Annotated in this window: 13 protein-coding genes and 1 pseudogene; 4 read left to right on the plus strand and 10 right to left on the minus strand. The window is 69.9% G+C overall.

The window, feature by feature from the left end; translation table 11 throughout:
* Positions 1 to 691: 691 nt before the first annotated feature.
* Both AB0B91_RS31120 and AB0B91_RS31125 read right to left on the minus strand, forming a co-directional pair.
* Positions 692 to 878: pseudogene (locus AB0B91_RS31120) on the minus strand (GTP-binding protein); the annotation flags it as partial.
* Positions 879 to 994: 116 nt separating this feature from the next.
* A complete protein-coding gene (locus AB0B91_RS31125) occupies positions 995 to 2455 on the minus strand; it encodes an aldehyde dehydrogenase (protein ID WP_358327090.1) in 1461 nt (486 codons plus the stop codon).
* 69 nt (positions 2456 to 2524) lie between these two features.
* On the opposite strand from AB0B91_RS31125, the gene AB0B91_RS31130 reads away from it, so the two are divergent.
* A complete protein-coding gene (locus AB0B91_RS31130; protein WP_358327092.1) occupies positions 2525 to 3634 on the plus strand; it encodes an NAD(P)-dependent alcohol dehydrogenase in 1110 nt (369 codons plus the stop codon).
* Between the two features lie 8 nt (positions 3635 to 3642).
* On the opposite strand, the gene AB0B91_RS31135 is transcribed toward AB0B91_RS31130, so the two are convergent.
* The 4 genes from AB0B91_RS31135 to AB0B91_RS31150 are packed head-to-tail and all read right to left on the minus strand — an operon-like array spanning position 3643 to position 8189.
* Complete coding sequence (locus AB0B91_RS31135; RefSeq protein WP_358327094.1) at positions 3643 to 5847, minus strand: acetate--CoA ligase family protein; 2205 nt, start codon at positions 5845 to 5847, stop codon at positions 3643 to 3645.
* Positions 5832 to 6620, minus strand: coding sequence for an enoyl-CoA hydratase-related protein (locus AB0B91_RS31140; protein WP_358327096.1), 789 nt, complete (start codon positions 6618 to 6620; stop codon positions 5832 to 5834). The genes AB0B91_RS31135 and AB0B91_RS31140 overlap by 16 nt, the downstream gene beginning before the upstream one ends.
* Positions 6617 to 7027, minus strand: coding sequence for an OB-fold domain-containing protein (locus AB0B91_RS31145; protein WP_358327098.1), 411 nt, complete (start codon positions 7025 to 7027; stop codon positions 6617 to 6619). Before AB0B91_RS31145 ends, AB0B91_RS31140 begins: the two co-directional genes overlap by 4 nt.
* The gene (locus tag AB0B91_RS31150) at positions 7017 to 8189 is read right to left on the minus strand and encodes a thiolase family protein (protein WP_358327100.1); all 1173 of its coding nucleotides are present in this window, start codon (positions 8187 to 8189) and stop codon (positions 7017 to 7019) included. The genes AB0B91_RS31145 and AB0B91_RS31150 overlap by 11 nt, the downstream gene beginning before the upstream one ends.
* 228 nt (positions 8190 to 8417) lie before the next feature.
* Between AB0B91_RS31150 and AB0B91_RS31155 the strand changes: the two genes are divergently transcribed.
* Complete coding sequence (locus tag AB0B91_RS31155; RefSeq protein WP_358327102.1) at positions 8418 to 9458, plus strand: NADP-dependent oxidoreductase; 1041 nt, start codon at positions 8418 to 8420, stop codon at positions 9456 to 9458.
* Positions 9459 to 9490: 32 nt separating this feature from the next.
* Here the strand turns inward: AB0B91_RS31155 and AB0B91_RS31160 are convergent, their stop codons facing one another.
* The 4 genes from AB0B91_RS31160 to AB0B91_RS31175 form a co-directional block, all read right to left on the minus strand.
* Complete coding sequence (locus AB0B91_RS31160) at positions 9491 to 9667, minus strand: hypothetical protein (RefSeq protein ID WP_358327104.1); 177 nt, start codon at positions 9665 to 9667, stop codon at positions 9491 to 9493.
* Positions 9668 to 9673: 6 nt separating this feature from the next.
* Positions 9674 to 9805 carry a hypothetical protein gene (locus AB0B91_RS31165; RefSeq protein WP_358327106.1) on the minus strand — a complete coding sequence of 44 codons (132 nt, stop codon included), beginning with the start codon at positions 9803 to 9805 and terminating at the stop codon, positions 9674 to 9676.
* A gap of 30 nt (positions 9806 to 9835) precedes the next feature.
* Positions 9836 to 10459 carry a TetR/AcrR family transcriptional regulator gene (locus tag AB0B91_RS31170; RefSeq protein WP_358327108.1) on the minus strand — a complete coding sequence of 208 codons (624 nt, stop codon included), beginning with the start codon at positions 10457 to 10459 and terminating at the stop codon, positions 9836 to 9838.
* A 67-nt stretch (positions 10460 to 10526) separates the two neighbouring features.
* Positions 10527 to 11348: a glucose 1-dehydrogenase gene (locus AB0B91_RS31175; protein WP_358327110.1), complete on the minus strand. Its 822-nt coding sequence runs from the start codon at positions 11346 to 11348 to the stop codon at positions 10527 to 10529.
* A 135-nt stretch (positions 11349 to 11483) separates the two neighbouring features.
* Here AB0B91_RS31175 and AB0B91_RS31180 point away from each other — a divergent pair, with 135 nt between their 5' ends.
* Together AB0B91_RS31180 and AB0B91_RS31185 are read left to right on the plus strand one after the other, a co-directional pair.
* Complete coding sequence (locus AB0B91_RS31180; RefSeq protein ID WP_358327112.1) at positions 11484 to 12545, plus strand: extracellular solute-binding protein; 1062 nt, start codon at positions 11484 to 11486, stop codon at positions 12543 to 12545.
* Between the two features lie 97 nt (positions 12546 to 12642).
* Positions 12643 to 13800: an ABC transporter ATP-binding protein gene (locus tag AB0B91_RS31185; RefSeq protein ID WP_358327114.1), complete on the plus strand. Its 1158-nt coding sequence runs from the start codon at positions 12643 to 12645 to the stop codon at positions 13798 to 13800.
* The last annotated feature ends 2 nt before the right edge of the window (positions 13801 to 13802 follow it).

Consider the following 13802-nt stretch of genomic DNA (forward strand, 5'->3'; position numbering starts at 1 on the left):
AGGAATGAGCAAATCTATACCTATAGGACGAAGAGCCCAAAAGCCTGCGACCACAAAGCGGGCACATGCCAACGAGCCATGCCTAAACGCCCACTGAGAGCTCAGTGTGCGCTGTGGCTGGACTTGTTGATGGTTTGTTCGTGGGTTTACGAATGAATAAGTTACATTCGCTCACCGCCTTTACATTGTAGATTAATTACAACGTGATCGGTCAACCGATGTGTGGCAGTCGCTCACCGACGAGCATGTCGACCATCCGGGTGGTCGTGACGCCCCAGACCGGGATAGCCATCGACATCGGTGCCGTTCTCCCGGGCTGGGGACGCCGAGCTCGCCCGTGAACCTGTTGCTGTGACGACTGGAACGCGCCGACGAACGCATAAGACGGCGGTCGAGTGCTGGGCTCCTCCCCCGAGATGTGTACATCTTGAATGTCAGAGCACTGGATGTGTGCTGCGGCACCGGAGCGGGCATGCGGACCCTCAAACCCCTGTGCCAAAGGACGGATCACGGACGTACTGGACGCTGCTCGGATTCGACCTGGCCATGCGGGTGCGCAGAACTTAGACGTCAAGGTACTGGCGAACTCGATAACGATCGGTCAAGCCGAGATCGCTCGCGATGGTCCCAGCCACCGCTCTGATCATGCAGCAAAACCCCAGCTCGCAGTACGAAACCATGTTTCCGAGCGGGACACGACGGCGGACTTGATCGTGATGCCGCGCCGGCGTTTCCAGCGCGAGGGAGTCGGTCTGGGTGCTGCCGTCATCGACGCTGCCGATCTCGTCGATGACACCGGCGGCGAACAGCAGCCGCTCGGTCAGGCTGGTCTTACCGGCGTCTACATGCGCCAGGATCCCTAGGTTCAGCGTTCGCACGAAGCGTCATGCCGTGGAAGCCTTCATCTGGGTGGACATGAACGCTCCCTGCCTCTCGGGCATCTCCTTCGGTCGGTGGCTGTCGTCGCGACAACAGTAGCCGGGCCGCTCCGGGCTCAACCGGTTCTCCCGTCGGCGGGCCAGGTCACCTGCTGGAGCTCGACGTATCCGTCGATCCCTTCGAGTCCGTACTCCCGGCCCAGGCCGGAGCGCTTGAAGCCGCCGAAGGGCCCGCCGAGGTCGAGCCTGGACTGGTTGACGCCGATGCTGCCGGTGCGCACCCGCTTGGCCAGTCTCAGCGCCCGCTCGTGATCGCCGCTCCAGACGCTTCCGGACAGACCGTAGGCCGAGTCGTTGGCTATCGCGACCGCCTCGTCCTCACCGTCGTAGGGGATCACGGCGACGACCGGGCCGAAGATCTCCTCCTGGGCGATGGTCATGCCGTTGTCCACGTCGGCGAAGACCGTCGGCTCGACGAAGTAGCCGCGTGCGAACTCGCCCGGCCGGCCTCCGCCGGCGACCAGCCTGGCGCCCTGGGCCCGTCCCGCCGCGATGTAGCCCTCGACGCGTTCGCGCTGCGCGTGGCTGATGAGCGGGCCGACGTCCGTCGCCGGGTCGCTGGGGTCGCCGACCCGGAAGCCGCCGATCGCTGCCGCCAGCGCCTCGACGACCGCGTCGTACCTGCTCCGGGGCGCCAGCACCCGCGTCTGGTTGACGCAGCGCTGGCCGTTGTTGCGCATCGTCTCGGGAGCGAGCCGTGGTATCACCGTCTCAAGATCGGCATCGTCGAGGACGATCGCCGCGGACTTACCACCGAGTTCGAGCGCGAAACGCTTGATCTGCTCTCCGCAGAGGGAACCGATCCGGCTCCCCGCCCGCGTGCTGCCGGTGAAGCTGATCTTGTCCACGAGCGGGTGCCTGACAAGCTCCTCGCTCACCATCCGGTCGGCCGGGAGGATGTTCAGGACACCCGGCGGCAGCCCGGCCTCCTCGAAGACCTCGGCCAGCAGGAACGCGTAGAGCGGCGTCTCCTCCGCCGGTTTGAGCACGACGGCGCACCCCGTGAGCAGTGCCGGGCACAGCTTGGGCATGGTCAGGCCGAGGGGGAAGTTCCACGGGACGATCGCGCCGACGACGCCCACCGGCTCGCGCCGGACGAGCAGGCTGGAGAAGGCGCCCGGCCGGTCCTCCTCCCAGGGGTAGGTCTCGGCCTGGCCTGCATGCCAGTCGAGGAAGATCTTCGCCGCTGCGACCTGCTGCGCCGCGTCCCGGATCGGGGATCCGACCTCCAGGGCCGCCAGCCGCGTGAACTCCTCCGAGCGGGCCTCGATCCCGCGGCCGGCACGGCGCAGGACCTCGGCGCGCTCGGGGGGCGTGGTGTGCCGCCACGGGCCGTGGTCGAACGCGGCGCGCGCGGCGCGTACCGCGCGATCGACGTCGGAGGGCCCGGCGAGCGCCGCGCGGCCGATCGGCTCTTCGGTGAAGGGACAGATCACATCAGTGGTACGGCCCTTCTCCGGCTCGACCCACTCGCCGTCCACGTAAAGAAAATCACGTACGACCTGCTCGGCACCCATGTACGACTCCTAATACAATGTCCTAAAAGTCGGCAGGCTTTTAGGGTTTTGTCCCGTCACCAGGAGGCCGTGATCGACGCCAGAGCCATCATCGCGCACGCCGGCGAGCCCGGCTTCACCGTCGAGGACGTCGAGCTGGACGAGCCTCGGGCGGACGAGATCCTGGTAAGGCTGGCCGCCTGTGGCGTCTGCCACACCGACCTGAGCATGCGACGGGTCTGGCCGCGCATCCCGGGCAACGAGAAACGCTCTCCCGTGGTTTTCGGGCATGAGGGCGCCGGCATCGTCGAGCGGGTGGGCTGCGGCGTCACGAGGGTCCGGCCGGGTGACACCGTGGTGCTGAGCTACCGGAGCTGCCGCGCGTGTCCCGAATGCGCCGCCGGCCATCCGTACTACTGCCGCCGGTTCGGCGCGCTGAACGCGAGCGGGGTCCGGCCGGACGGCTCGACGACCCTGCGGGCAGGCGGCCGGGCCGTGTACGGCTCCTTCTTCGGACAGTCGAGCTTCGCCACGTACGCGCTCGCCTACGAGGACAATGCGGTGGTGGTCGGCCCGGACGTCGACCCCAGCGTGGTCGCGCCGTTCGGGTGCGGCGTGCAGACGGGGGCGGGCACCGTCATGAACGTGCTCGACCTCGACGAGCGCTCCTCGCTCGTCGTGTTCGGAGCCGGAGGGGTGGGGCTTTCGGCGGTCATGGCGGCGCGGGCGCTCGGCGTCTCGACGATCGTGGTGGACCCGGTGGAGAGCCGCCGTCGGCTGGCGGTCGAGCTGGGCGCCTCCGCCACGATCGATCCGAAGGCCGAGAACGTGGTCGAGGCCGTTCGCGACCACACCGGCGGCGGGGCGACGGGTTCGATCGAGACGACCGCGATCGTCGACGTCCTGTTCCAGGCGCTCGACTGTCTCGCGACGCGGGGCACGTGCGTCGCGCTCGGCGTCGACACGCCGCCGTTCACGTTCGGTATGGAACGGCTCTCCGGCGGCAGGTCCCTGCGCCGGAGCATCGAGGGTGACGCCGACCCGCACGAGTTCGTCCCCAAGCTCCTGGACCTGCACGCGCGCGGCCTGCTCCCCGTGGAGAAGCTCATCCGTACGTACCCCTTCGAGGACGTCGAACAGGCCGTGCGCGACGCCGAGTCCGGCGAAACGATCAAGCCCGTGCTCGTCTTCGACCAGTAGGCCGTCTCTCATAGCCAGAGGACGGCGGCGTCGAGCGCCTCGATCTCGGCGCCGTCGACCCTGAGCGGGTTGATCTCGATCGACGCCAGCCCGGGCCCGAGCCGTCCGGCCATCCGGGCGAAGTCGACGATCACCCGCACCAGCCCGTCGAGGTCGACGGGCGCGGACCCGCGAACGCCTTCGAGCAGCGCCTTGCCGCGAAGCTCGCCCAGCATGTCACGTACGTCGCTCTCGTCCACCGGCAGCAGCCGCAGGCTGGTGTCGTCGGCGACGTGCACCCACACGCCACCGAACCCGACCGCCAGCGTCGGCCCCCAGTGCGCGTCGCGAACCAGTCCGACGATCAGCTCCAGCCCGCCGGCGCGCATCGGCGCGACCAGAGCCCCTTCGACGTGCGCGCCGGCCACGCGCGCGCCCGCGGCGGTCACCCGGTCGAACGCCTGGCCCACCTCCGCGTCCGTGCGCAGACCCAGGGCGACGCCACCGATGTCGCTCTTGTGCAGGATCTGCGGCGACACGACCTTGAGCACGACGGGATACCCGAGCTCGCGAGCCGCCGCGACGGCCTCCTCCCGGGTGGCCGCCGCCCGCCACGGGACGACGGGGATTCCGTGCTCGGCGAGCAGCCCGAGCCCCCGCGCCTCCGACCACGGGCCATCGCCCGCCTCCGGGGGCGGGCCGGCCACTGCCGATGGCCACGTGCCGCCGATTTCCTCTCGTGACGGGCCGTCATGGCCGTCGGCCTGCGGGCCGGTCTCGGCTTGCGTCGCCATGCGTCGTCGGCGTAGCCAGGCCGACCAGCGCATGGCCGCGCCGATCGCGTCGATGGAGTCGCGCAGACCGGTGAGGGCGTGGGGAACCCCCATCCGCTCCAGCTCGGCCGCGGTGTGCGGGCTGATCGTGTCGAAGGTCTGGTCCATGAGGACGCCACGGCCTCCGGCGGCGCGCAGCCCCTTCGCGATCATCTCGACCTTGTGCCTGATGCGTTCGGAGCGCTGCTCCGTCGGCAGGACGTAGACGGCGGCGAGCAGCGCCACGGAGGGATCGTCGGCGAACACGGCGAGGGCATCGGCGAAGAGCTGGGGGTTCTCCGACGCGGCGCCCGTGATGTCGAGCGGATTGCGCAGTGCGCCGTAGGAAGGGAGTAACCGCGACAGGCGCTCCTGCGTCTCCTCGGCGAGCGGCTCCAGCGGCACCCCGGCGATTTCGGCCCGGTCGGCGATGATGTCGCAGGCGCCCCCGGAGATCGACACGACGCCCAGCCCGCCGGGCACCAGCGGTCCGGTACGCGCGAGCAGCCCCGCCGTGATCGCCAGCTGCTCCAACGACCCCACGCGGACGACGCCGAACTGCCGCAGCGCCGCGTCCACGAGCCGGTCGTCACCGACCAGCGCGCCCGTGTGGGTGAGCGCGATCTCGGCGGCGAGGGCGCTCGTGCCGACCTTCATCACCACGATCGGCTTGCGGAGCTCTGCCGCCCGCGCGGCCAGCCGCCGGAGGCTCCCGACGTCGCGGATCGACTCCATGAACATGGCCACCGAGCGCACGCGGTCGTCCTCGAGCACGGCCGCGGCCATGTCGACCGTGTCGACCATGGCCTCGTTGCCGGTCGAGATCACGTGGCTGAGCCCGATGTTCTGCGTGGCGGCGAACGACGCGATCGTGTAGGCCGTCGCTCCGCTCTGGGACACCACCGCGACTCCGCCGGGAGCCACTGAAGGCATCGGCCCCGACCAGGCGGGCGCCCGGTCCACGACGTTGACGAACCCGAGGCAGTTGGGGCCGACACACATGAGGCCGAGCTCGCGGCAGCGCTCGGCCAGCTCCTGCTGGGCGCGTACGCCCTCGTGGCCCGTCTCACCGAATCCGGCGGCGAGCACGACCACCGAGCGGATGCCGGCCGCCGCGGCGTCGGCCAACGCCACCGGCAGCGCGTTCGCGCCGACGAGCATGAGAGCCAGGTCGACGGGCTCGCCGATCTCGGTGCAGCTCGTGACGGATGGGCGGCCGTGCACCTCACCGCCGTTGCGGTTGACCAGGTGGAGGGAGCCCTCGAAGCCGAGCCGCGCGAAGTTGGCGAACGAGCCGGTGGACCAGCCCAGCCGGTCGGAGGCGCCGACGAGGGCCACGCTCTTCGGCGACAGCAGCGCACGAAGGCGCGCGGAGACGTCACGCGAGGCGCCGGGCGCGCTCTCCCCTACTGGCCCGTCCACTGCGGCTTTCTCTTCTCGGTGAACGCTTTGGGGCCCTCGACATAGTCGGCCGACGCCAGGAGGGTCTCGCGGCGGGTGTGATCGCGCTCGAACGCGTCGTCGACGCTGTGCAGGAGACCGTCGAAGGCGGCCTCCTTCGTCAGCCGTACCGAGAGCGGAGAGCATTGGAGGATCTCGGCGGCCCAGCGTTCGGCGGTCGCCATCAGCTCCGCGATCGGCACCACCTCGTTGACGACCCCGATCCGGTGCGCCTCCTCCGCCTTGATGATGCGGCCGGTCATCAGCAGCCCCATCGCGTGTTTGAACGGCACCTGCCGCGCCAGCCGGTGGATGCCGCCCGCGCCCGCGAACAGCCCGACCCGCGGCTCCGGCAGCCCGAACCGCGCGTGGTCGGCCGCGATGACGATGTCGCAGGCGAGGGCCATCTCGAAGCCGCCGCCGACGGCGACGCCGTTCACCGCGGCGATCATCGGCTTCGGGCAGTCGAAGTCGCGCGTGATCCGGCCGAACGGCGGTCGCGCGTTGCCCTGGACCTCGCCCCCGGCGGCCGTGCGCTGCGCCGTCGCCTTGAGATCGTTGCCCGCCGAGAACGCCCGCTCGCCGGCGCCTGTCAGGATCGCGACCCAGACCTCGGGGTCGTCGCGGAAGTCCTCCCAGATCTCCTTGAGCTCCAGGTGCGCCTCCAGGTGGAGCGCGTTCATCACCTCGGGGCGGTTGAGGGTGATGTACGCGACGCGACCGCGCTTTTCGTACCGTACGAACTCGTAGCTCATGCTGCCCTCCTGAACTTCGGCACGACGACGTCGGCCGAGACGGGCTCGAACACGACCTCGAGCGGCATCCCGATCTTCAGCTCGCCGGGAGCGGCGCCGACGACGCTGGTGTTGAAGCGGACCCCTTCGGGGGTTTCCACGGTGGCGACGACGTACGACTCCTCGAAGCCCGGATAGCGTTGGTGCACCACGACGAAGCTGTAGAGGCAAGCCCGGCCACTCGCGGGCTCCCACCGCACCTCGCCCGAGAAGCACTCCACGCAGCGCGGCTTGACCGGCCACATGAAAGCTCCGCACGAGCCACAGCGCTGGAGCATCAGCTCGCCCCTGGCGGCCCCCTCGAAGAAGGGGGCGCTGGCCTCGTCAGGCACGGGTATCGGCCGTTGTGCGGCGGCTTCAGGCGGCATGTTTGCTCCAGATCGTCGTCGAGTGGTAGTTGAGAACGCCGCCGTTACCGCTCGCGAGCACGATGTCGTTCCTGCCGACCTGCCGCTCGCCCGCCTGGCCCCGCGCCTGGATCACCGCCTCCGAGAGCGGTGTGAAGCCCCACATGTAGTAACCGGACAGCTGCCCGCCGCCGGTGTTGGTGGGCAAGGAGCCGCCGGGGCCGAGCCTGCCGTCCTCGACGAAAGCGCCGCCCTCGCCCTTGGCGCAGAATCCGTAGTCCTCCAGCGTGACGAGCACGGTGTAGGTGTAGCAGTCGTACAGCTGCAGGACGTCGACGTCGTCGCGCGTGATGCCGGCCATCGCGAACGCGGTCTCACCGGCCCGCCGGGCGCCCGTGTCGATCCCCGGATCGCGGCCGGCCCGCTGGTTGTCTCCGGGCGCGGCCTGCGTGGCGGCGAGCAGGTGGACGGGCGGCTGACGGAGATGCCTCGCGCGGTCGGCCGTGGTCATGACTACCGCGACCGCCCCGTTGGAGACGAGACAGCAGTCGAACAGGTGGAAGGGGTCGACGACCATCCGGGAGCTCTGGTGGTCGTCGATAGTCATCGGCTTGGTCATCTGCGCGCGCGGATTCAGCCGCGCCCACTCGCGCTGCGCGACGGCGATCGCGCCCAGTTGCCGGCTCGTCGTGCCGTACTCGTGCATGTGCCTGCGGGCGGCCAGCGCGTACGGCGGATTGCCGCCGAACTCTCCGTACGCGGCGCGAAGGCCGTTCATGCCGTTCCAGGCGCCTCGGCGGGCGTAGGCCGCGGCGGCGCCCACGTCCTGCCGCAGCGGCGCGTCGGCGTAGACGAGCACCACGTGGGAGACGATGCCCGCATCGAGGGCGAGCGCGGCGTACTGCACCATCGCTCCGGAGGTCGAACCCGCCGCGCTCATCACGTTGAGCATCGCGAGATCCTGGAAGCCGAGCGTCATCTGCAGGCGCGGCTCCATGTCGACGTTGCCGTTGCCGTTGACCAGCAGGCCGTCGATGTCGGTCTTGTCCAGACCTGCGTCGGCGAGCGCGAGCGCGATCGCCTCGGCGGCGAAGTCGGCGGCGCTCCGGCCGTAGATCTTGCCCATCTCGGTGATCCCGAGGCCGACGATCGTAGCGCTGGTCTTCCATGGTGTCGCCTTCACGACCGTGAAGCTATCCGAAGTCCATGCAAATCAAACCTACTTCAATTCAAGAACTTTGGCCGCACGTATGCCTCGCTCGCCACGTACACCGCTCCACACTCGGACCACCAGATATGGACGGGCCGAACACCGCATGATACGAATTCAGTTCATGAAAAACTCTGGCCAGAGGTGCGGCAGGACCACCGAGTTGCCGCCAGCCGGGGCGGCACGCGAAGGCGTGCGGCCATGATCGGCCATGAGGTCCAGCCGGTCGCGTACCCGCGCGGCGAGGTCCGTCCGTCGGACTTCCGCGTCGTCGAGGTCCCCGTGCGGGATCCGCGGCCGGGCGAGGTGCTCGTCCGCAACACGTGGACCTCCGCCGACGCCGCACTGCGGCTGCGACTCAGGGAGAAGTCGCCGCCGGGCTACTTCCCGGCCTTCCCGCTCGGCGCGCCGATGGACGGCATCATGACGGTCGGCGAGGTCGTCGCGTCGCGCGTCGACGGGTTCGCACCGGGTGACACCGTCTGGCACGCCTCCGGGTGGCGCGACTACTCGCTCGTCGAGGCGGGCGGCCAGGCTCTGGGCGGCGTGGGCACGCTCACCAGGCTCGACGTCGAGGGCGTGCCCGCGCAGGCCTACCTCAGTGTGCTGGGCGCCAACGGGCTCACCGCGTACGCCGGGCTCTTCCACATCGCCGCTCTGCGGGAGGGTGACGTCGTGTGGGTCTCTGCGGCGGCGGGCTGCGTCGGCGCCCTCGTGGCGCAGATGGCGAAGATCCGCGGGCACCGCGTCATCGGCAGCGCGGGCTCCGCTGAGAAGGTGCGCTACCTCCTGGACGAGCTGGGCCTGGACGCCGCGTTCGACTACCGGGCCGGCTCCATCCCGGAGTCGCTGCGCGAGGCGGCACCCGACGGCATCGACGTCTACTTCGACAACGTGGGCGGCGACCACCTGCAGGCCGCGCTCGGCGCGCTGCGCAAGGGGGGCCGCGTGGCGATCTGCGGCATGATCTCCGAGTACGACGCCCCCGAACCGCCGCCGGGGCCGTCCAACCTCATGCTGGCGGTGACGAACGACCTGACGATCCGCGGCTTCCGCGCCAGCAGCAACGCCCACCTGCTGCCCGAGATGACGCGGGAGGTGGGGGCGTGGATCCGGGAGGGCCGCCTCCGCTACCGGGAAACGGTCATCGAGGGCCTGGAGCGGGCGCCGGTGGCGCTGGCCGGGCTGATGCGCGGCGACAACATCGGCAAGACGCTGGTACGGATCGACGCCGCCGGCTGAGACGGCGACAGCCGGTGAGCCCTCGTCAGGGCTCACCGGCTGGGTCTCACTGGCTGGGGTTCGAGGGCCCGGTCGATGGCGACGTGCCGCCAGCGCCGCAGCCCAGGCAGCAGGCGGGTCAGGTCGGCGTGCTCGCGGCGCCACCAGGTGATGAACCGCTCATGGCTCCACTCCGGCGGGCCGGAGGCGAGCAGGACGAGGTCGTACACGGCGTTCTACCCTTCGCCATCGGAGGGGAAGACGACACCCGGCAGCGTGATCAGGAAGCGGATGTCCGGGGCGACGAGCTTGAGCCCGCTCTCCGGGTCCGGCCCGTCCAGACAGGCGTAGCAGTCGGTCAGTCGCATCGCAGCGGACCTCCAGCCGTTAGTTCTCCATTAGCTCTCGACCATGCGCAGCGCGCACCCGACGTAGAAGTCGCGCACCTCGTTGAGGGTGAGCCGTCCGCCCCAGCGGTACCACCGCCAGACACTGACCAGCAGCCCCAGCACGGCCTGGGCGAGGGTGTGCGGGTCGCGCCGGGGAAACACCCCGGCCTCCATCCCGCGCTCCAGCAATCCGGTCCACGCCACCTCTATGTTGTGGACGAGGACGCGGGCCGCCTGCCGGGCCTCCTCCTCGCGCTTGGAGCTGCGCGGGGTCTCCAGCAGGCCGATGTGGTTCTGCAGGATGCGCATCTGCAGCACCTCCTGCTGGGTGACGTCGAAGGCGCCGGACAGCGCGGCCCGCAGCCCCTCCGCCGGGTCGACGCCGGCCGCGGCCTCCAGGAAGTGCTCATGTGAGCGGTGCAGCTCGTGGTGCATGATGGTCAGCAGGCAGTGCGCCTTCGACTCGAAATAGTGATAGAGCGACGTCTGGCTGATGCCCACCCGGTCGGCCACGGCCGACCATTTGGTGGCCTCGTAGCCGAACTCTCCGAAGTAGCCGACGGCGGCCTCCAGGATGGCGCCGCGCTTGGATCGCGGTCCCGCGTCCTTGTCAGCGATAGACTTCCCCGCCACGCCCCCTCCTCTCGGAATGATCGCGTCGTAGTCTACCGAACTGAGGTTGGTTCATACCGCGAAATGATCAGACCGTGTCCAGTCCGAGGGTGTCGACCGTGCCGCGCCAGGCGAGCGAGCCGCCGTCGACGAGCCAGACCACGCCGTTGACGTACGCCGCCTCCCCGCCGGCCAGGAAGCAGACCAGGGCCGCGATGTCGTCCGGGGTGCCGATGCGCCCCACGAGCTGGGTGCGGGTCAGCATGCGCCGTCGTTCGTCCCGGTTGTCCCCCGCGTCCAGGTAGTCGCTCACCATCCTGGTCTCCGTCGCGCTCGGACAGTAGCAGTTGACCCTGATCCCATACCTGGCCAGCTCGACCGCCAGGTTCTTGGTGAGCAGCGCGACCCCGCCCTTGCTGGCCCCGTACGCCAGGCTCGACACCCCGCCGACCAACGAGCCGGTGGAGCCGCAATTGATGATCGACGGCCCGCGCGTGCTCTCCTTCAGGTACGGCACCGCGAACTTCGCGCACAGCCAGGAGCCACGCAGGTTGACCGCCATCACCCGATCCCACGCCTCCAGCGGCATCTCCTCGATCGAGAGCGGGACGCCGAGCATGGTCTCGTGAATGCCGGCGTTGTTGTGCAGGACGTCGATCCCGCCGAACGCCTCGGCCGCGGCCCGCATCAGCTCGCGCACCTGGTCCGCGTCGGTGACGTCGCAGTGCTGGTAGCGGGCCCTGCCGCCGGCCTCGGTGATCTCCTCGACGGTACGGGCGCCCGCCACGTCGTCGAGGTCGGCCACGACGACGGCGGCCCCGCGCGAGGCCGCCATCCGCGCCGTGGCGGCGCCCATGCCCCGTGCCGCGCCGGTGATCACGAAGGTCATGCCGTCCAGCTGAGCGCCCATGGGTTACTCCCTTGCTAAAACTGAGTTCAGTTTGGTAACTTCCAGGAAATCTAAGCCAGCGGCCACAAACCAGCAAGAAGTCAGCACGGGGGCACGTCGGTTCAGCTGGGAGCCGGTTCATCTGAGGAGCCCAGAATGCGAGCACACCCGCGACGGCCCAGTGCACTGCCCGTCGTCCTGCTGCTGATGACCAGCCTGTCCCTGGCCGCGTGCGGCGGAGGCGGCGAGACGCAGGTCCAGGCCGTGCCCGCCTCGGCGGGCGTGGACGCGCTGATCGAGGCGGCGAAGAAGGAAGGCAAGATCACCGTCTACTCCGCCCAGGCGCTGGACCGCCTGAACGCTCTGGCCTCCGCCTTCGAGAAGAAGTACCCGGGCATCGACGTCGAGCCGGTCCGCGGCGTCGACGGCGACCTCAGCGTCAAGATCGAGACAGAGTTCCAGACCGGCAAGGGCATCGCCGACATGTTCGTCAGCGCGAGCCTGCCTTGGGTGCAGAAGTACGCCAAGGACGGCCGCTTCCTCGCGCCGACCGGTCCGGAGCTGACCGGCAAGGGCGCCTACGACATCAAGAAGTACGTCCACCCGGGCAACTACTTCGAGACCAACTCCGTGGTGCTCACCTTCGGCTGGAACACCAAGCTCTACGCCAAGGGCCTGACGGACTACACCGGCCTGCTCGATCCGGCCCTGTCCGGCGGGAAGATCGGCGTCATCGAGCCCACCGCGGCCTCCATCGTCGACTTCTACCTCTGGCTGGAGGAGACCTACGGCGCCGACTTCGTGCAGAAGCTGGCCGCCCAGAAGCCGCGCATCTACCCCAGCGCCCTGCCTATGTCCGAGGCGCTCTCCTCCGGCGAGATCGCCGCCGGCGCCTTCGTGGCACCGTCGTCGCTGGTCCCCGCCAAGGCCAAGGGCGCGCCGGTCGACTTCAAAATGGCCCCCACCGGCGCCTGGGGCGCCCGCTTCTACGGCATGGTGCTCAAGAGCGGCACGCACCCCAACGCGGCCCAGCTCTTCGCCGACTTCATGGTCACCGCGAAGGGCCAGGAGCTGATCGCGCTGGCCGCCGGCGCGGTGCTGCCGGACATCCCCGGCACGCTGATCACCAACGACAAGGTGCGGCTGCAGGACCCGGCCAAGCTGACGCCCGAGGCCGTCACCGCCTACCAGAAGAAGTGGAAGTCACTCTTCCAGTAACCCCCTTCCCGCTCCGTCCAGCGATGGACGCCATGGCAGGCACCCGCGCCACGCGGGCGCCTGCCTGGTCCGATCTCCCCACATAAGGATTTTCGCCATGTCCCACGTGCGCATCGAGGGTCTGACCAAACGATTCGCCGGCAAGCCGCCCGCCGTCGCGGTGGACGACCTGTCACTGGAGATCGAACCGGGCGAGTTCGTGGTGCTCCTGGGCCCCAGCGGCTGCGGGAAGACGACCACGCTGCGCTGCCTGGCCGGCCTGGAGACGCCCGACGAGGGGCGCATCTCGCTGGGCGAGGAGACGGTCCTGGACCTGCGCGGGAAGCTCAACCTGCCGCCGAACAAACGGCGGATCGGGATGGTGTTCCAGTCGTACGCGCTGTGGCCGCACATGACGGTGCGCCGCAACATCGGCTACCCGCTGCGGGCCCGGCGCGTGGCCCGCGAGCAGTCGCGGCAGTGGATCGAGGAGACCGCGGAGCTCGTCGACTGCGGGGCGCTGCTCGACCGCTACCCGGCCCAGCTCAGCGGCGGCCAGCAGCAGCGGGTCGCGCTGGCGCGCGGCCTGGTCGCCCGGCCCGACCTGGTGCTCTTCGACGAGCCGCTCAGCAACCTCGACGCCCGGCTGCGCGACCAGGTCCGCGCCCAGCTGCACGAGCTGCACACCCGGCTCGGCTTCACCGCGGTGTTCGTCACCCACGACCAGAGCGAGGCGCTCGCCCTCGGCAGCCGCCTGGCGATCATGAGGGCCGGCCGGATCGAGCAGCTCGACACACCCCAGACGGTGTTCGAGGCCCCGGCCACCGAGTACGTCGCCGGTTTCATCGGCATGTCGAACCGGCTCCCGCTGCGCCGCCACGGCGACGGCTGGGGCCTGAGCCCGCAGGGGGACGAGCCGCCCCAGGACATCGCCGGCGAGCTGCCGGTGCCACGCCCGTACGACGAGATCGCCGTACGACTGCGACCCGACGATGTGCAGCTCGCACCCGCCGGGCAGAAGCCGCCCGCGGGCGGCGTCGGCCTCGCCGCGCAGGTCGTGGACGCGCAGTTCGGCGGCCGGCACATGGACGTGACCATCTCGGTCGCCTGCAACCGTCTGCAGGCCCGCGCCGCGCTGACCGGCAGCCAGTGGGCCCGGAACCTGGCGCCCGCCCAGCAGGTCACCGCCTGGTTCCCCGCCGAGGCCGCCATCTGCTACGACTCCGGTGGCGTGCGCGTCGAGGTGCACCCGACCGCCACCACCGTGGGGGCGTGAGA

Origin of the sequence: Nonomuraea sp. NPDC049141, from assembly GCF_040648415.1 — a bacterium.
GTDB lineage: Bacteria > Actinomycetota > Actinomycetes > Streptosporangiales > Streptosporangiaceae > Nonomuraea.